The organism is Turicibacter sp. H121, assembly GCF_001543345.1.
GTDB lineage: Bacteria > Bacillota_I > Bacilli_A > MOL361 > Turicibacteraceae > Turicibacter > Turicibacter bilis.
This window is the reverse complement of sequence record NZ_CP013476.1, coordinates 755,776-774,294: the sequence shown is the minus strand read 5'-3', so window position 1 is coordinate 774,294 and position 18,519 is coordinate 755,776. Positions and strand designations below refer to the sequence as shown.

Annotated in this window: 16 protein-coding genes; 15 read left to right on the top strand and 1 reads right to left on the bottom strand. The window is 35.7% G+C overall.

The window, feature by feature from the left end:
* Positions 1 to 16 precede the first annotated feature (16 nt).
* The 6 genes from AT726_RS03725 (at position 17) to AT726_RS03700 (ending at position 8,308) form a co-directional block, all read left to right on the top strand.
* Entirely contained in the window at positions 17 to 1,456 is a 1,440-nt protein-coding gene (locus AT726_RS03725; RefSeq protein WP_068759076.1) for an NADP-dependent glyceraldehyde-3-phosphate dehydrogenase, read from the top strand.
* A 12-nt stretch (positions 1,457 to 1,468) separates the two neighbouring features.
* On the top strand, positions 1,469 to 1,954 hold the full coding sequence (gene tpx / locus AT726_RS03720) for a thiol peroxidase (protein ID WP_068759075.1): 486 nt from the start codon (positions 1,469 to 1,471) through the stop codon (positions 1,952 to 1,954).
* A 454-nt stretch (positions 1,955 to 2,408) separates the two neighbouring features.
* On the top strand, positions 2,409 to 5,828 hold the full coding sequence (locus AT726_RS03710; protein ID WP_335338317.1) for an acyl-CoA dehydratase activase-related protein: 3,420 nt from the start codon (positions 2,409 to 2,411) through the stop codon (positions 5,826 to 5,828).
* An 8-nt stretch (positions 5,829 to 5,836) separates the two neighbouring features.
* The gene (locus AT726_RS13495; RefSeq protein ID WP_335338316.1) at positions 5,837 to 6,700 is read left to right on the top strand and encodes a hypothetical protein; all 864 of its coding nucleotides are present in this window, start codon (positions 5,837 to 5,839) and stop codon (positions 6,698 to 6,700) included.
* 563 nt (positions 6,701 to 7,263) lie between these two features.
* On the top strand, positions 7,264 to 7,800 hold the full coding sequence (locus AT726_RS03705; RefSeq protein WP_068759073.1) for a putative ABC transporter permease: 537 nt from the start codon (positions 7,264 to 7,266) through the stop codon (positions 7,798 to 7,800).
* Between the two features lie 10 nt (positions 7,801 to 7,810).
* Positions 7,811 to 8,308 carry a DNA-deoxyinosine glycosylase gene (locus AT726_RS03700; protein WP_068759072.1) on the top strand — a complete coding sequence of 166 codons (498 nt, stop codon included), beginning with the start codon at positions 7,811 to 7,813 and terminating at the stop codon, positions 8,306 to 8,308.
* A 676-nt stretch (positions 8,309 to 8,984) separates the two neighbouring features.
* Here AT726_RS03700 and cls read toward each other — a convergent pair.
* The gene (gene cls, locus AT726_RS03695) at positions 8,985 to 10,520 is read right to left on the bottom strand and encodes a cardiolipin synthase (RefSeq protein ID WP_082704872.1); all 1,536 of its coding nucleotides are present in this window, start codon (positions 10,518 to 10,520) and stop codon (positions 8,985 to 8,987) included.
* Between the two features lie 153 nt (positions 10,521 to 10,673).
* Here cls and AT726_RS03690 point away from each other — a divergent pair, with 153 nt between their 5' ends.
* The 9 genes from AT726_RS03690 to AT726_RS03650 all read left to right on the top strand — a co-directional run bounded on the left by AT726_RS03690 (position 10,674) and on the right by AT726_RS03650 (position 18,289).
* Complete coding sequence (locus tag AT726_RS03690; protein ID WP_068759070.1) at positions 10,674 to 11,552, top strand: MurR/RpiR family transcriptional regulator; 879 nt, start codon at positions 10,674 to 10,676, stop codon at positions 11,550 to 11,552.
* A gap of 130 nt (positions 11,553 to 11,682) precedes the next feature.
* On the top strand, positions 11,683 to 13,095 hold the full coding sequence (locus AT726_RS03685; RefSeq protein WP_068759069.1) for a glycoside hydrolase family 1 protein: 1,413 nt from the start codon (positions 11,683 to 11,685) through the stop codon (positions 13,093 to 13,095).
* A 95-nt stretch (positions 13,096 to 13,190) separates the two neighbouring features.
* On the top strand, positions 13,191 to 13,583 hold the full coding sequence (locus AT726_RS03680; protein ID WP_068759068.1) for a hypothetical protein: 393 nt from the start codon (positions 13,191 to 13,193) through the stop codon (positions 13,581 to 13,583).
* A gap of 321 nt (positions 13,584 to 13,904) precedes the next feature.
* Positions 13,905 to 14,894 carry a metal ABC transporter solute-binding protein, Zn/Mn family gene (locus tag AT726_RS03675; protein ID WP_068759067.1) on the top strand — a complete coding sequence of 330 codons (990 nt, stop codon included), beginning with the start codon at positions 13,905 to 13,907 and terminating at the stop codon, positions 14,892 to 14,894.
* A gap of 1 nt (position 14,895) precedes the next feature.
* Entirely contained in the window at positions 14,896 to 15,606 is a 711-nt protein-coding gene (locus tag AT726_RS03670) for a metal ABC transporter ATP-binding protein (RefSeq protein WP_068759066.1), read from the top strand.
* On the top strand, positions 15,599 to 16,420 hold the full coding sequence (locus AT726_RS03665; protein ID WP_068759065.1) for a metal ABC transporter permease: 822 nt from the start codon (positions 15,599 to 15,601) through the stop codon (positions 16,418 to 16,420). The genes AT726_RS03670 and AT726_RS03665 overlap by 8 nt, the downstream gene beginning before the upstream one ends.
* 50 nt (positions 16,421 to 16,470) lie before the next feature.
* Positions 16,471 to 17,097: a Crp/Fnr family transcriptional regulator gene (locus AT726_RS03660; RefSeq protein ID WP_068759064.1), complete on the top strand. Its 627-nt coding sequence runs from the start codon at positions 16,471 to 16,473 to the stop codon at positions 17,095 to 17,097.
* A 94-nt stretch (positions 17,098 to 17,191) separates the two neighbouring features.
* Positions 17,192 to 17,728 carry a YeeE/YedE thiosulfate transporter family protein gene (locus tag AT726_RS03655; RefSeq protein ID WP_068759063.1) on the top strand — a complete coding sequence of 179 codons (537 nt, stop codon included), beginning with the start codon at positions 17,192 to 17,194 and terminating at the stop codon, positions 17,726 to 17,728.
* Entirely contained in the window at positions 17,729 to 18,289 is a 561-nt protein-coding gene (locus tag AT726_RS03650; protein ID WP_068759062.1) for a YeeE/YedE thiosulfate transporter family protein, read from the top strand.
* Positions 18,290 to 18,519 lie beyond the last annotated feature (230 nt).

The window sequence follows — 18,519 nt, the reverse complement described above, 5'->3', positions numbered from 1 at the left end:
GAAGGTGAGTAAAACGGTGCAGACAGTTTATCAATATTACAGTCAAGGTCAGTGGAAAAGCAGTGAGTCCGGTGAAACCATTGCTATTGTATCCCCTTACTTAAAAACATCCATTGGTTCAGTACAAGCCTTAACGCAGGATGAAGTAAATCAATGTATTCAGAGTGCTAAAGCAGCTCAACCTGATTGGAGCTTAATGAGTATTTATGATCGAGCCCATTATTTACATGCGTGGGCAGATGAGTTATTGAACATGAAAGAAGAATTGGCAACCATCATCATGAAAGAAGTTGGGAAAGCTTATCAAGATGCGATTAAAGAGGTAGAAAGAACAGCTGATTTAATTCATTATACCGTGGAAGAGGCGATTCACTTAAGTGGAGAAAGTTTAAATGGTGAACATTTCCCTGGTGGCAGTCGTTCCAAACTTGCTGTCATTGAGCGTGTTCCACTTGGAGTTGTTCTTGCGATTTCGCCTTTTAACTATCCTGTGAATCTTGCTGCCGCCAAATTAGCACCGGCGCTTATTACAGGGAATACAGTTATTTTTAAACCGGCAACACAAGGGTCTATTAGTGGAACAAAAATGATTGAGGCTTTAGCGAAAACAAATCTTCCTGCGGGTGTTTTAAATTTAGTGACAGGAAAAGGATCTGTGATTGGAGATTATCTCATTGAACATGATGATATTGCTTTAGTAACGTTTACAGGAGGAACGAGTACAGGGGAACGTATCGCACAAAAAGCGAAGATGATTCCGCTTGTCATGGAGCTCGGTGGAAAAGATCCGGCCATCATTTGTGAGGATGCTAATTTAGAACTTGCTGCCAAACAAATTGTTTCAGGAGCCTACTCGTATTCAGGTCAGCGCTGTACAGCGATTAAACGTGTGTTAGTTCACCGTTCGGTAGCAGATGAATTAGTATCGCTTATTCAATCAGAAGTCGAAAAGTTATCCGTTGGCTCACCTGAAGTTAACGCCACGATTGTTCCATTAATTGATGAACAATCTGCCGACTTTGTACAAGGGCTCATTGATGATGCACTAGAAAAAGGAGCAACCTTAGTACTAGGAAATAAACGAGAAGAAAATTTAATCTATCCAACATTACTCGATCATGTGACAAAAGAGATGCGAATTGCATGGGAAGAACCTTTCGGTCCAGTCTTACCCATTATTCGAGCGGACTCTCAAGAAGAAGCCATTGAAATTGCGAATGCTTCTGAATATGGATTACAAGCTAGTGTCTTTACACAAAATCTTGATAAAGCTTTAACGATTGCACGAAAACTTGAGACGGGTTCAATTCAAATTAATGGTCGTACGGAGCGTGGACCTGATCATTTACCATTCATCGGGATTAAAAAATCAGGGCTTGGAATTCAAGGGGTTCGTCGCAGTATTGAATCCATGACACGAGAGAAGGTCATTATTTTAAATATTAACGAAAAATAAAGGAGATTTATTATGCAAGTTACTTTTAAAGGAAATCCTGTGACATTAGAAGGAACGGTGATTAAAGCTGGAAATCCTGCGCCAACTTTCACGGCTATCGATAATCATTTAAAATCTATTTCATCGGATTTATTCACAGGGAAAAAAGTTTATGTTAGTGTTCCTTCGATTGATACAGATGTTTGTGATACAGAAGTTCGTCGTTTTAATCAAGAAGCAGCAAATTTAGAAGGGGTAAAGGTTTATACCATTTCAATGGACTTACCATTTGCTCAGGCACGTTGGTGTGGAGCAGCAGGGATAGAAAATGTTCAAACCTTATCGGACTATAAAGATCATGATTTTGGAGCGAAATTTGGAACGTATATTAAAGAGTTAGGTTTATTAGCACGTGCTGTGTTTGTTGTTGATGAAAATAATACAGTAACATATGTGGAATATTGTAAAGAAGTTTCACAAGAACCAGATTACGAAGCTGTTTTAAATGCTCTAAAATAAAAATGAAAAAGCATGATTGGGACATAATGTACAATCATGCTTTTTTTTTGTTTTTTAATTATTTTGAGATCGCCTCATTCATAAGTTTTTATATAGAGTAAAAAGGTAATTTTAATTAACTCTTTATATTGATTAAATCATGAAATTTTGAAGAAAAAATGAAAGCCAAGTCTTATTATACTAAGGGTCCCTCATATAATACTTCTATAATGGGAATCGTCAGAAATATAATGAAGGGTAAGAAGAAAAATTAAGATCGATGGGAAATGATAAAATGCAGTTTAGTTTCTATATACAAACAGAAATGTTTTCTACATTTAATACAGCAACCGAAATATGAGATGGTTATGCCGTGCAAGGCAGACTATAGTCCAGCTAAAAGTTTTTACGATGTAAAAAACTTATCTGGACTTATATATAAAGAAGGGGGAGAAGCAGAGAGACTGCGAACAGGATGAGTAAAACTCTACTTCATGTTGGAATTGATATTGGCTCAACAACAGTTAAGGTGATTGTTTTAGATAAAAACCAAAATGTATTATTTAGTGATTACCAACGTCATTTTGCAGATATATTAAAAACACTCACTCAAATATTAGAACAGGCAGAAAAAATCATGAAATCTCATGACATAACGGTCATGATCACAGGTTCAGGTGGGATGGCTTTAGCTAAACATATTGATGTTCCTTTTATTCAAGAAGTGGTGGCTGCAACAAAAGTTACGAAGCTTTATTATCCAGAAGTTGATGTTGCGATTGAACTTGGGGGAGAAGATGCAAAAATCACCTATTTTAAGGATGGAATTGAGCAACGAATGAATGGAACCTGTGCGGGAGGAACAGGTGCTTTTATTGATCAAATGGCATCTTTATTACAAGTGGATGCACTTGGATTGAATGAATTAGCTAAACATTATCAAGTCATCTATCCCATTGCAGCACGATGTGGTGTCTTTGCGAAAACGGACGTGCAACCTCTTTTAAATGAAGGTGTAGCTAAGGAGGATATTGCGGTTTCAGTGCTACAAGCGGTGGTCATTCAAACGATTAGTGGCTTAGCTTGTGGACGTCCAATCAAAGGAAATGTTGCCTTTTTGGGGGGACCGTTATATTTCTTATCAGAATTACGCCAGCGATTCATTGAGACGCTTGAATTGGATGAATCACAAGTAATCTTTCCGAAAAATTCACAACTTTATGTGGCATTAGGAGCTGCATTATCAAGTATAGATGAAAAATCAATCACTTTTTCCGAGTTAATTCATCGTTTGAAACATGTTAAATCAGCTGAAACAGAAGAGTCTGCTCGTTTGCAGCCTTTATTTGAAACAGAAGAAGCGTACGAGTCTTTTAAGAGTCGCCATCAAGATTCGCGGGTTAGGCGTTGTGAGTTAGACACTTATGAAGGAAATTGCTTTTTAGGAATCGATGCAGGATCAACGACCACGAAAGTAGCGCTGATTAATGAAGCGGGAGAATTATTATTTACGCATTATGGAAGCAATCAAGGAAGTCCACTTCAATCTAGCATTGCTGTTTTAAAAGAACTTTATCAACGACTTCCTAAAGGGGTTAAAATTGTAAATTCAAGTGTGACAGGTTATGGAGAAGCCCTACTTAAGGTAGCTTTAAAAGTGGATATTGGTGAAATTGAAACGGTCGCTCATTATAAAGCAGCTGATTATTTTTGTCCAGGTGTGGATACGATTTTAGATATTGGTGGACAAGACATGAAATGTCTTAAAATTAAAGAGGGGAATATTGAAAGTATCCTTTTAAACGAAGCTTGCTCTTCTGGATGTGGATCGTTTCTAGATACATTTGCGACGTCGATGAACCTTAACATTTCCGAATTTGCTAAGACAGCCATTAAATCAAAACGTCCGGTCGATTTAGGATCTCGTTGTACCGTCTTTATGAATTCTCGTGTGAAACAAGCACAAAAAGAAGGAGCTGAAGTGGGAGATATCTCGGCAGGGCTTTCCTATTCAGTCATTAAAAATGCTTTATTTAAAGTGATTAAACTTCGTAATCCGGAGGAGTTAGGCGATAAAATTGTCGTTCAAGGGGGAACCTTTTATAACGATGCGGTTTTACGAGCATTTGAATTATTATCAGGACGCGAAGCCATCCGTCCCGATATTTCAGGAATTATGGGGGCTTTTGGAGCGGCTTTAATTGCGAAAGAACGGTATGTAGCAGGAGAGGCTTCAACCCTTCTGGATGAAAAAGCACTAGAAAGCTTTGACATTAAGACGCGAAGTACTCGCTGTGGGCTTTGTAGTAATAACTGCCTGCTTACCATTAATAAATTTTCAAGTGGGGAACGATTTATTTCAGGAAATCGTTGTGAACGTGGAGCGGGAAAATCAAATGATGACAATGCCTTACCTAACTTAGTTCGCTATAAATATAACCGATTATTTAACTATAAAACAAAAGAATTAGAAGAAGCTTCACGCGGAACGGTCGGTATTCCACGTGTGTTAAATATGTATGAAAACTATCCATTTTGGGCAACGTTCTTTACCCGTCTGGGTTTTAGTGTTGTTCTTTCAGATTCATCATCCAAGGCAATTTACGAAAAAGGAATTGAAACTATTCCGTCAGAATCAGTGTGTTATCCTGGAAAATTGGTTCATGGTCATATCATGAATCTTATTGAAAAGAACGTCGATTTTATTTTTTATCCTTCATTGACTTATTCGAAAAAAGAAGATTCAAAGGCAAATAATCATTATAACTGTCCGATTGTCATTTCCTACCCAGAAGTCATTAAAAATAATGTGGATGAGTTGAGAGAAAAAGAGATTCTTTATTATCATCCATTCTTACCATTTGATCAAAAAGATAAATTAGCAAAACGTCTTTACGAGATTTTTAAAGACTTAGATATTTCATGGACGGAGCTTTATGATAGCGTTGATCAAGCTTGGAAAGAATTAGAGCGGTTTAAAGAAGATATTCGTGAAAATGGGGAACAGACACTTTTATATATGCGTGAGCATCACTTAAAAGGAATTGTTTTAGCAGGACGCCCTTATCATATCGATCCTCACATTAATCACGGGATTCCTGAAATGATTAACTCCTTAGGGATGGTTGTATTTACCGAAGATTCGATTGCTCATTTAGGAGAGGTCGAACGACCACTTCGTGTCGTTGACCAATGGGTCTACCATACAAGGTTATATCAAGCCGCAAGCTTTGTTGCTCTTCAAGACGACTTAGAACTCGTTCAACTCAATTCATTTGGTTGTGGACTCGATGCAGTGACCACTGATCAAGTTCACGATATTTTAGCACGTCAGTCCAAAATTTATACGACGTTAAAGATTGATGAAGGAAGTAATTTAGGAGCGGCGCGTATTCGATTACGCTCATTAAAAGCAACGATGTTAGAACGTGAGAAAAATCATTTTGAACGTCATCTTGTTGATAATATTTATCGTCCAGTTGAATTCACCAAAGAAATGAAACAGTCCTATACGATTTTAGCCCCTCAGATGTCACCCATTCATTTTGGAATGTTACAAGAAGCGTTCCGCTATTCGGGATATCAGATTGAGGTGCTACCTTCACTCGATCATGGGGCTGTTGATGAAGGGTTGAAGTATGTAAATAACGATGCGTGCTATCCAGCCATTTTAGTGGTAGGACAAATGATGAGTGCCTTAAAATCAGGGCATTATGATGTGAATAAAACAGCACTTCTCATTACCCAGACAGGTGGAGGGTGTCGTGCTACAAATTACATCGGTTTTTTAAGAAAAGCCTTACAAGATTCAGGTTTAGAACAAGTTCCTGTCATCTCATTAAGTGCGCAAGGCTTTGAAAAAATGAAGGATTTACGATTTCATATTCTCTTTTAAATCGTGCGATGCAAGCTCTCATGTATGGCGATTTATTGATGACCGTCCTCTATCGAACACGACCTTATGAAGTAGAGGAAGGCTCAGCCAATGCTCTTTATGAGAAATGGGAGCAAACGTGTAAACATGCTCTTAAAAAGGCAAGTCATCGAACATTTAGAAGCAATGTGAAAAAAATTGTGAAAGATTTTGAAGACTTACCGATTTTTAATACGAGAAAACCACGGGTTGGACTGGTTGGTGAAATTCTTGTTAAATTCCATCCAACAGCGAATAATAATGTAGTGAGTGTTGTTGAATCTGAAGGGGCGGAAGTTGTTGTACCAGGACTGGTTGATTTCTTATTATACTGTGCTTATCATAGTGATCAGCAATTGCTGCTGGGTAGTAAAGTGTCAAAAATTATTGGAGAATCATTAATCCAAGTGATTGAGTGGTATCGTAAACCAATGAAAGAGGCATTAGAAAAAAGCCCCCGCTTCACAGCACCTAAAACGATTCATCATGTAGCTAAAGGAGCTGAGCAATTTGTCTCATTAGGACATCGGACAGGGGAAGGTTGGTTATTAACCGGGGAAATGGTTGAACTCATCGAAATGAATGTTAAAAATATTATTTGCATGCAACCCTTTGCTTGTTTACCAAATCACGTCACTGGAAAAGGAATCATTAAAGAGCTTAAGAGAGCTTATCCAGGCACTAATATCGTTGCCGTTGATTACGATCCAGGAGCTAGTGAAGTCAACCAACTCAATCGAATTAAGCTGATGATTTCAACAGCCTTTGAAAACATGCCCGTTGAAACAGAAATCAAGGTTAAAGCTAAATCTAAACAAGAAGCCAATGAAATAAAAGGGTTAGTCACAACATAGAAGGCTAGCCTCAACACTGAATGACATCAATGATAACGAAAAAGAGGAAGCGTTATGACTGAACGCTTCCTCTTTTTTTGATGCCATCTCATCCTATGCTAATCGATGCAATGACCGTCTATTGAATGGAGGGGGATACTCAGGTGCATGAATCGACTAAAGATCAACAATCATCCCATTCCTAATGAAAAAAAACCACATCCATTTAGAAATGAAGAATCTATATATAAACAGATAAGTATTCTACATCTCAAGTAGCAAATAAGAAATACTGATATGTTTTACCTATCAAGGCAGCCTATCGTCCAGGGGTCACCTGGCATTTTCGAAGAAAATGTATCCTCAATTACTAGGGAATGGGTCACCTAGCAGTTTCACTTGCGAAACAATCCACCATTGCTAGGGATTTTTTAAATTTTCTCTGAAGAAAATTTATCTGGACTTATATAGCCATTAAACGGGGGGAAGAGATACGCCTGCTTTGATAAACCCAATCAGTTCATCATTCCCTTAGTATAACTTCTAATGATCGAGTCAAACTATTAAAAAAGGAGTGAGACTCGATGACTTCATACCTATGGTATTTTATGTTTAACTTTTTTCTTTATGGTGTGATTGGCTGGATCATTGAAGAAGTTTATTGTTTTGCTGTAACGGGGCATTTTCAAGAAGATGGATTCTTATATGGACCATTTAAGCCGATGTATGCTATTACGATGTCTATTTTAATTCTTTTACAGGATACTTTTCGGTTACCAGCATTACTTTTATTAATTCCATGTGCCATCGTACCAACGACAGTCGAATATTTATCAGGGCTTTTAACGCGCCACGTTTTTAATAAGGATTATTGGGATTATCATCACCTCAAATTTAATTTCCAAGGACTCATCTGCCTTCAATTTTCAATCTGCTGGACTGTCTTAACCTATATCGGCATCCAATACGTTCAACCATTCATTCGCCATTTCTATGAAGTGAACTTCTCCACTTGGTTTGTTATCGCTCCGTTTGTTATCATTGCCTTCTTTCTAGACGAATTTTTGACCATTCGAAAACATGCTATAATGAATAGCATAACGATTCATCAGAAGAAATGAGGTCAGATGTATGCAAGTCGTTGAGCACACGCTTAGTCCAATTTATGATAAAAATTCAAAGGTTTTAATTTTAGGAACCATGCCTTCACCAAAATCACGAGAAGTAGGTTTCTATTACGGTCATCCTCAAAATCGATTTTGGAAAGTATTAGCCGATATTTTTAATGAAGAATCATTAACAACCATTGAAGAGAAAATTACCTTCTTACATCGACACCAGCTAGCGCTTTGGGACGTTTTACAAAGCTGTGAGATTCAAGGAGCAGATGATGCGAGCATCAAAAATCCAATTCCAAACGATTTGACCGCCCTATTACAACAAGCAAATATTAAAGCTATCTTTACAACGGGGAAAAAAGCGACCGATCTTTACATGAAGTACTGTTATCCAAAAACAAATCTCCCTGCCATTGGGCTACCTTCCTCAAGTCCAGCTAATCGCCGCATTTCATATGAAAAACTAAAAGAAGAATATTCTAAAATATTAGAATATTTAATAGAGAAATAACAGGTGATATCTAAAAGAAAGGGACTGTTTCAAAGTGAGAGAGTCCCGTTGATGAATAACTCTCCTTACCAAAATCTTAATCACATAATTAGAAAAATAAAGCTAAAACCAGGCAGTATAGAAAGTTTAAAAATAAACGAATGATTGAGATATATAAGTCCAGATAAATTTTCTTCAGAGAAAATTTTTAATTGGACTATAGGCTGCCTTGATAGGTAAAACATATCAGTATTTTTTTATTTGCTACTTGAGATGTAGAATATTTATCTGTTTATATATAGATAAACTTATTTACTTGAATTTAATATAGGTTTATTGGATGGATGAGGTCACGAGAGAATAGTTTAGCTTATTTATTGGATGTTACGTCATCTTGATTTAACAGTAGCTTCTATTTTTTATAAATTACCGTGCTTTATCATTCAAAAAGATATGTGAATCACCAATGGGGATGAAGTTGTAGAACTAACCTCTATTCATCATTCCCTAGAATGAGGATTTAAAAAGGGCTCAAATGTTTAGAAAACTAATTATATGGGATGATGGGTGTGTAAGCACACCCATTATGGATAATTCCGCCCATTTCTAAAAAGTTTTCGTTAACTCAAGAGCCCTTTTGTTATTCTAATTGTAACTATTTTAAATGATTCTAATTATTTTAAGGTAACCTCTTTTCCTACATTAATGGTGCAAAGATACGTAAAAAGGCAAACATGATTTTTCTATACCAAGGAATCGTATTAAAATCAGCAGACGTTATTTTCTGAGAAACTTTTAATGTTTCAAGATAGTCGTCACGCACGTCTAACACACTCTTCGTTTTATAGAGCCATGCCGCACATTCGTAATGTAGATATAAACTACGGTAATCTAAGTTAATTGTCCCAACAACCGCATATTCATCATCGACCACAAATGTTTTTGCATGAACGAATCCAGGCGTGTATTCATAAATTTTAACCCCATCGTCAATTAAAGCCCAGTAGTTCGCACGAGTGACACCGTGAACATACCACTTATCACCATGATGCGGCGTTAAAATCCGAACATCTACGCCACGTTTAGCTGCCTGAGAAAGTGCTGTAATCATTTCATGATCTAAAATTAAATAAGGGGTATTAATATAGACATACTCTTTTGCGTTATTAATTAAGTTTAAATAAACATTTTCACCAACTGACTCATTATCAAGGGGACAATCCGTATAAGGTTGCACGAATCCGTCACCCTCAAATGGTTCAGAATGATGGACATGCGGACGGTAAGCCTCGTAATCTTCGTTAGTTTTACGTAAATAATCCCACATCGTTAAGAACATAACGGTAAAGCTCCAAACAGCTTCCCCTTTAATAATTAAAGCTGTATCTTTCCAATGCCCATGTTTATCAATCGCATTAATGTATTCATCTGCTAAATTAATGCCACCTGTAAACGCAGTATGTCCATCAATGACACAAATTTTACGATGATCACGATTATTCATACGCAACGTTAAAAGTGGAATAAATGGATTAAACACACAACATTTAATTCCCATCGCTTCTAACTTTTTATCATATCCAGTAGGTAATAAGAATAAGCAACCGAAGTCATCGTAGATGACGCGAACATCCACACCTTCAGCAGCTTTCTCTTTTAAAATCTCTAAAATGGTATCCCACATTTGACCTTCTTCAATAATAAAATATTCCAAGAAAATATAATGCTTGGCTTTCTTTAATTCTTCAATTAAACGTTCAAACTTGCGCTCTCCTAAATTCAAATACTCACTACTTGTCTGTTGATAAATCGGACACAGTGCATAATTCGTAATATAATGTGATTGATTGGCTGCTCGTTTATCGATCGATTCAATCTCAGTCATAATTTGAGGATCTTGAGTTAAATGACGTTTCATTTTTTTATGAATGGGTAGCATTTCATTTAAAAACTTTTGTCTCGTTTGATCACTACCAAATAATAAATAAAATAATCCCCCGAAGATTGGAAAGGCCATAATGGCAATAATCCAACCAATCTTATAAGCTGGATTCAATCGACTATTCACAATCGCCATGACAACAAGCACACTCAATAAAATACATAAAGCATAAAAATAAACAAAGTATTGTTGGAATCTTAAAATCACCACAATTAAAATAATAGCTTGAAGCGCGATTAAAAGTCCACAGAAACCAATACGTCCTAAAAGAATCCTTAGTGCCTTCTTCACTCGTATTTCTCTCCTTTTTAATAAAAAATATACCAGATAATGAAACATATTATAGCAAAATCCCCATAACCCGTAAACAGATATCGCTCCGATAGCGTTGTCAGAACGAACTTTCTTACGATAAAATAAGACATAAGAAAAGTGGGTGAAATCATGAAAATCATTAATGAATTAAACGAATTAAAACAGATGAATAAATTAACCTCAACGGAACAAGGCATTGTTAATTACATCTTAACGTATCCAGAAGAACTCGAAAAAATCTCATCTCGGCAACTAGCAGAATTAACCTATACCTCTCCCGCAACCGTCGTGCGTATTTGCCAAAAACTTGGGTTTAGTGGATATTCTGAATTTAAAATTAAGTATTTACAAGAAGTGAATCAAACACCGAGGATGGATCAAATTAATCGAACGAATCCTATTACAAGTGAAGATTCACTTCATCGTATTGTTAATAAAGTGGCAGCCTTAGAAATCACAGCGATTGAACAGACAAAAAAGGGAATTGATTTAGACCAATTAAATCGTGTGTCAGAGCTTTTAAATCAAGCAACGTGTATTGATTTTTATGCCTTTGATAATAATTTGCATTTAGCTAAAAATGCTTGCTCTCATTTTTTATATGCAGGAAAACAGGCGATTATTCATGATAGTTCTAATGCACAGTTCATGCAAGCTTTTGCTTCAGTAGAAGGACATGTTGCGATTATTATTTCTCGTACAGGAGAAAACCCGATGTTATATCGAATCGCAACCATATTATGTGAGAAAAAGATCCCCTTACTTGTCTTAACAGAATCTCGTCATTCTTCATTAGCCAAAATCAGTACGGAACATTTATACCTCTATAATGTCCATCGTTTTACTGATATGGGAACAATCCTCTTTCAAACATCGGTTCAATATTTATTTGATTTATTATTTGCTATTTTATTTTCACGCAACTTTGAAAATAGTGTGAAGCAAAATGAAATGTATGAGGAAATTAATGAATATCATCAGTTTTATAAAGAGCCTCAAAAACTGTAACACTGTTTCAAGAAAACCAACGATTTTTTAATATTTTCTGAGACATTCAACCGGAAATCATCTCAAGGATTGAGTTGCTATTTTTGGTATGATATAAGTAAGTCATGACAGAATTAAAGGAGTGTTAAACATGACCAAACGTTTTCCAGATGGCTTCTTATGGGGAGGGGCAACGGCTGCTAATCAATTTGAGGGAGCCTATAATGAAGATGGAAAAGGACTTTCAACACAAGACGTTGCACCAAAAGGAATTAAGGGACCAATCACAGATGTTCCAACAGAAGATAATATGAAATTAGTGGGGATCGACTTTTATCATCGTTATAAAGAAGATATTAAATTGTTTGCTGAAATGGGATTTAAAGTTTTCCGTTTATCTATTGCATGGTCAAGAATCTTTCCTAATGGAGATGATCAGGCACCAAATGAAGCGGGATTACAATTTTATGACAACGTATTTGATGAATTAGCGAAATACGGGATTGAACCATTAGTCACGATTTCTCACTACGAAACACCATTAAACTTATCTAAAAAATATGATGGATGGGTGAGTCGTGACTTAATTAAGTTTTATGAGAATTATGTGCGCACGATTTTTACACGTTATAAAGATAAAGTTAAATATTGGTTAACGTTTAATGAAATCAATTCCGTTTTACATGCACCATTTTTAAGTGGCGGAATTTATACGGATAAAGAAAAACTATCCAAACAAGATTTATATCAAGCCGTTCACCATGAATTAGTGGCAAGCGCCTTAGCGGTTAAAATTGGGCATGAAATCAATCCTGATTTCAAAATTGGATGTATGGTCTTAAGTATGCCAACGTATCCATTAACACCAAATCCAGATGATGTCATTGCTGTCATGAAAGCTGAACATATGAATTATTTCTTCTCAGATGTGCATGTACGTGGAGTCTACCCAGGATACATGAAACGTTATTTCCGTGATAACCATATTGAAATTCAATTTGCTGAGGGGGATGAGGAAATCTTAAAACATACGGTAGATTTCATCTCATTTAGCTATTACATGAGTATTTGTGAAACGGCTAATCCAGCTCAGAAAGTAGCCGGTAAAGGAAATATTATGGGTGGGGTACCAAATCCAACATTAAAAGCTTCTGAATGGGGATGGCAAATCGATCCACAAGGATTACGTTATGTTTTAAATCAATTCTGGGATCGTTATCAAAAACCATTATTCATCGTTGAAAATGGATTAGGTGCTGTTGATGAATTAGTTGAAGATGAAGATGGAAACAAAACAGTTATCGATGACTATCGTATTAATTACTTAAATGACCACTTAGTACAAGTTTGGGAAGCAATTGAAGATGGGGTTGAAGTCATGGGATACACCTCTTGGGGATGTATTGACTTAGTTAGTGCTTCAACAGCTGAACTTAAAAAACGTTACGGATACATTTATGTCGATCGTCATGATGATGGAACAGGAACGTTAGAACGTTATAAAAAGAAATCATTCTACTGGTATAAAGAAGTCATTGCTACAAATGGTGAAAGTTTAAAATAATGAAAAAAATTCCTCTATCTTCTAGAGGGATTTTTTTTCATTCTATCTCATTAGTAATTAGTGTATAATAATAGTAAAGAAAAGAGGTGTTCGTATTGGAATGGTTTAAAAAATTTATGGAAGATCGAACAGGCGTTGATCATTTATCATTGGCTTTACTGATCGTTTCAATTCTTCTCTTTTTGGTTGGAAAGTTATTTGGATGGGGATTCTTTGCTTGGCTCGCTTTAGTTCCACTTGTTCTTTGTTACTATCGAGCACTATCTAAAAATAAACTAAAGCGTCATCAAGAAAATATTTTATTCTTAAAATACTGGTATCCTATTCAATCTAAATGGATCAACCAATATCGTGCATTCAAAGCAAAGCGTCAATATAAATATTTCAAATGTAAAGAATGTGGACAACAATTACGCGTTCCTCGTAAAAAAGGAAAAATTGAAATTACATGTCCAAAATGCCGTCATACGTTTATTAAGAAAACTTAAAGTACTTGTTTTTTACAAGTACTTTTTTATTTCCTTTCTTTTCAAACACTAAGTATCAGACAAGAGGGGGAAATGAATGGGGGTCCCCTACCATTTATCTCCGATAAATGTCTCCTCCACTAGTAGGGAATGGGTACCCTAAGCTAAGTAGCAAAGCTCTTAGCCATCCTCAGCTGGCAGGGGGATAACCTACCTTATAACCGTCTTATATGAGTACTTGCACATATATTCAACTCAACTGATAACTATTATCATTTGTATGAAACTGTGCTACAATAGACATAACATAAGTAAGAGTACTTTTTTAGGAGGAGTTTTTTTATGAAAAAGTTTAAAGGATTAGTCTTTGCTTTAATGAGTTTTGTTGTCTTGTTGGTTGGATGTGATACTGATTCAAAAACGGGTTCAGTATCAGATAAATTACAAATTGTCACAACATTATTTCCACAATATGATTTTGCACGTGTAATCGGTGGCGATAAGGTCGATGTCACATTATTATTACCAGCTGGAATGGAATCACACTCATATGAGCCGACACCAGCTGATATTATTAAGATTAATAAAGCAGATTTATTTATTTATACGGGAGAATCAATGGAGCAATGGGCTCATAGTATTATTGAGAGTGTTGATAGTAACGAAGTTTATGTTTTAGATGTTTCAAAAAATGTTCCATTATTAGCTCCAAATAGTACAGTTGAAGATAATCACGACCATGAAGATGAAAATCATAACCATGATGCAGAAGTAGAAGCGGGACATGATCATTCTGAAGGGGATGGGCATAATCATACTTATGATCCACACATTTGGACAAGTCCAAAAAACGCGATGATTATGGTGAATAATATTTTGGAGGCCTTATGTGAAGTTGATCCAGAGAATGCAGACTACTATAAAGACAATGCTAATGCTTATTTAGCTGAATTAGAAGAGTTAGATCATGAGCTTGAAGATGTGGTGGCGAATGCGAAGCGTGATACGATTTATCATGGTGGACGCTTTGCGATGCAGTATTTAACGAATCAATATGGAATTCATTATGTATCGGCGCCATTTGAAGCTGAACCGAGTGCTGCTTTAGTTGCACAAATGATTAAAGAGATTAAAGAACAAAAGATTCCCGTTATTTATTATGAAGAATTAGTAGACCCAAAAATTTCGCAAATGATTAGTGACGAAACGGGAGCAAAAATGTTATTATTACATTCATGCCACAATGTTTCTAAAGAAGATTTTAATAATGGTGTCACTTATTTATCATTAATGAAACAGAATGTGGAAAATTTAAAAGTAGGATTGGATTAATATGGCGATTTTATCTTGTAAAGATTTAAATGTTCAATACGATAATCAAGTAGCATTAAAAGATGTTAATTTTGAATTAGAAGATGGCGATTATTTATGTATCATTGGGGATAATGGTTCTGGGAAAAGTACATTAATGAAGTCAATTCTTGGATTAGTAACGCCAAAGTCAGGTAATATTCAATACGGATCTCACTTAAAAAGTCATGATATTGGTTATCTGCCACAACAAACGGTGGTGCAGAAAGACTTTCCTGCTTCTGTGTATGAAGTCGTATTATCAGGATGCTTAAATAAACGAGGGTGGCGCCCGTTTTATTCTGCCGAAGAAAAAAAACGTGCCCTTGAAAATCTTAAAAAATTGAAAATTGAACATTTGAAAAAGAAATGTTATCGTGATTTATCGGGTGGACAGCAGCAACGTGTTTTAATTGCACGCGCACTATGTGCGTCAGAGAAAATTTTATTGTTAGATGAACCGGTCACAGGTTTAGATCCAGTGACGACTGCTAACCTTTATCAAATCATTGAAGAGTTAAATAAAGAATATGGTATGAGTATTATTATGGTAACGCATGATATGAATAGTGGTTTAGAACATGCAACGAAGATCTTGAGATTGAATAAAGAAGTTGTATTTTATGGAACGCCAGAGGAGTATTTATGCTTTACGAATTCGTGCCATCATATGGGAGAGGTAAAGCATGTTTAGTATTTGGCAAGAGATGTTTTCGTATAGTTTTATGGTGCGTGCGATTGTGGTTGGAAGTGCGGTATCACTATGTGCAGCTTTACTGGGCGTAAGCTTAGTATTGAAGCGTTATTCGATGATTGGAGATGGATTATCTCACGTCGGATTCGGGGCACTATCAATTGCAATGGCCATGAACTTAGCACCGTTAAAAATTGCAGTACCAGTTGTTGTGATTGCAGCATTTTTCTTATTGCGAATTTCACAAAATAGTAAGATTAAAGGTGATGCTGCGATTGGATTAATTTCAAGTACTTCGATTGCGATTGGGGTAACGGTGACGTCACTAACGAGTGGATTAAATGCAGATATTAATAGCTACATGTTTGGTAGTGTTTTAGCAATGACACAAAGTGATGTGAAAATTAGTATTGTGTTATCAGTTCTTGTATTTATTTTGTTCGTTATTTTTTATGATCGTATTTTTGCGACCACATTTGATGAGAATTTTGCAAAGGCCACAGGTGTAAAGGTGGAGCTTTATAATATGTTAATCGCATTCTTAACAGCAATCACGATTGTTCTTGGGATGCGTATTATGGGAACGATGTTAATTTCAAGCTTAATTATTTTCCCAGCCTTAACCTCTATGCGAGTGTTTAATAGTTTTAAGAGTGTTATTATTTCATCAGGAATTATTTCGGTCGCTTGTTTCTTTATAGGGATGACCGTTTCATTCTTATATTCAACGCCTGCTGGGGCTAGTGTCGTATTAGTGAATGCAGTTGCTTTTCTTATTTTTAGTGTGATTGGTATGGTAACAAAGCGCATATAATTAATGGGGTGTTTCATTTGAAACTCCCTTTTTTATAAGGAGGAGGATGCATGTTAGACGGATTAATGAGTGATTATCCATTTTTAAAGATGTTAGATGAAGAGGCATTAGCAATTATTGAACGGAATTTAGTACAAAAAAAGGTTCAAGCAGGGGAATTATTAATTAATGGTGAGGAAGCATGCTGGGGATTTTCATTTATTAAAAGTGGCGTATTACGTGTGTATCGCTTAAATGATGAAGGACGTGAAGTCACATTATATCGTTTAAGAAAAGGTGATAGTTGTTTTATGACCGTGATTTGTGCATTAGCACAAAGTAATACACACGCTTATGTCCGTGTAGAAGAAGATAGTGAACTTGTTATTTTACCGATTTTGTTATTTGAAAAGTATTTAATGAATCATCCAGTGTATTTACAGTTTGTCTTTAAGAATTTATATGAGAAGTTTTTAAGTGTGATACAAGTGGTTGAAAATGTGACGTTTAATAGTATTGAGCAGCGTGTGATTGATTATTTACAAGAGCATAGTCGTGGTGGATTGTTATATCGCACGCATGAACAAATTGCCTTTGATATTGGTTCAACCCGTGAAGTGGTTAGTCGCACACTTAAATCGCTTGAGCGAAAAGGAAAGGTTAAGTTAGAGCGTGGAAAAATTTTAATCAAAAAATAGATGGCATTAACCATTGTGTGACTTTGTCACGGAATGGTTTTTTTATTTTATATATACTAGTACTATAAGTTACAAAAAAAGGAGTGAATGAATCATGAAGTTACCAAATTGGGTGAAGAGTGCAATTCTTTTATCGTTATCATTTTTTATAGCAGTTTGGTTAGTGAAGCCAGTTGGCGTTTCAACGCAATTTAGTGTATTAAGTGGGATTATTCATACGGTAATTGATAAAGATGCTTTAGAACAGAATGCATATTATCAAAAAGATGATGGGAAGATTGCTGAAGAAATTGAACATCCATGGAATTATAATTTTGTATTTGTGTTAGCGATTCCGGTTGGTGGGATGATTGGCTATGCTTTAGATTCTAAGCGCCGTGAATCACGTCGTGAGAATACAACTTGTACTATTAAATCATCAGTATGGCGTACGTATGTGTTACCGTTTATTGGAGGAATTTTATTGTTATTTGGAGCCCGTATGGCTGGTGGATGTACAAGTGGTCATATGATGAGTGGAATGATGCAAAGTAGTGTGAGCGGCTATGTGTTTGCGGCGTCGGTTTTCATAGTTGCGATTCCAACCGCTTTAATTATAACTAAGATTCGTTCAAGAAAGGTGGGAATGTAAATGATGATTGTATTAGCTATTTTATTAGGTGGATTTTTTGGATTTGCCCTTTATAAAGTAGGAGCTGCTAATATGGATAATTTATTATCGATGTTAAGTTTACGTAATTTAACGTTAATGAAAATTATTTTATTTGCGATTGGATTGGCGAGTGTTTTAGTTGCGTTATTTTATACGATTGGATGGTTTGATCCTGCGCATTTAAATGTAAAACCAACACACTTAGGTGTTGTTATCGGTGGATTAATTTTTGGTTTAGGATTTGGAGGAGTTGGGACTTGTCCTGGAACATGTGTCGCTGGTGCGATGACAGGCGGATTTAAAAAAGCTATTAGTGCGGTTTTAGGTGGATTAGTTGGTGCCTTTTTATTTTCAATGAGCTATGGATGGTTAGCTGATAAAGGATTTTTTGAGGTGCTTAATTTAGGTAAATTAACACTATTTCATGTGTCAGACAAATATCCATCAGTGTTTAAAATGGGATATGAAGGACTGGCTATTGTTGGCGTAATTTTTATTGCAATTGCACTTATTTTACCCATCAAGGGATTAAAAAAATAATTGAATAAACATTAAAAGACAAACATAAAATAATATTGTTTTTCTTTGTCTTAAATGCTTTGAATAACATAAAAACAAAAAAAGTAAAGTAGTAAATGTTTTCAAAAATAATGAAAATAATGCTCAAAATTTACATGAATACTTTGCTTGAATCTTACGTTTTTTTTTAGTAAGATGGTTATATTAAATCTTCATCTTTTGTCCTTTTTCGCTAAAATGAGACGTTCAAA

Excerpts from the sequence above, each read along its gene's own strand:
- AT726_RS03710 (WP_335338317.1), top strand. The coding sequence starts at position 2,409 with ATGAGTAAAACTCTACTTCATGTTGGAATTGATATTGGCTCAACAACA.
- AT726_RS03650 (WP_068759062.1), top strand. The coding sequence starts at position 17,729 with ATGATGATTGTATTAGCTATTTTATTAGGTGGATTTTTTGGATTTGCC.
- AT726_RS03670 (WP_068759066.1), top strand. The coding sequence starts at position 14,896 with ATGGCGATTTTATCTTGTAAAGATTTAAATGTTCAATACGATAATCAA.
- AT726_RS03660 (WP_068759064.1), top strand. The coding sequence starts at position 16,471 with ATGTTAGACGGATTAATGAGTGATTATCCATTTTTAAAGATGTTAGAT.
- AT726_RS03675 (WP_068759067.1), top strand. The coding sequence starts at position 13,905 with ATGAAAAAGTTTAAAGGATTAGTCTTTGCTTTAATGAGTTTTGTTGTC.
- AT726_RS03705 (WP_068759073.1), top strand. The coding sequence starts at position 7,264 with ATGACTTCATACCTATGGTATTTTATGTTTAACTTTTTTCTTTATGGT.
- AT726_RS03690 (WP_068759070.1), top strand. The coding sequence starts at position 10,674 with ATGAAAATCATTAATGAATTAAACGAATTAAAACAGATGAATAAATTA.
- AT726_RS03685 (WP_068759069.1), top strand. The coding sequence starts at position 11,683 with ATGACCAAACGTTTTCCAGATGGCTTCTTATGGGGAGGGGCAACGGCT.
- AT726_RS03665 (WP_068759065.1), top strand. The coding sequence starts at position 15,599 with ATGTTTAGTATTTGGCAAGAGATGTTTTCGTATAGTTTTATGGTGCGT.
- tpx (WP_068759075.1), top strand. The coding sequence starts at position 1,469 with ATGCAAGTTACTTTTAAAGGAAATCCTGTGACATTAGAAGGAACGGTG.
- AT726_RS03700 (WP_068759072.1), top strand. The coding sequence starts at position 7,811 with ATGCAAGTCGTTGAGCACACGCTTAGTCCAATTTATGATAAAAATTCA.
- AT726_RS03655 (WP_068759063.1), top strand. The coding sequence starts at position 17,192 with ATGAAGTTACCAAATTGGGTGAAGAGTGCAATTCTTTTATCGTTATCA.
- AT726_RS13495 (WP_335338316.1), top strand. The coding sequence starts at position 5,837 with ATGCAAGCTCTCATGTATGGCGATTTATTGATGACCGTCCTCTATCGA.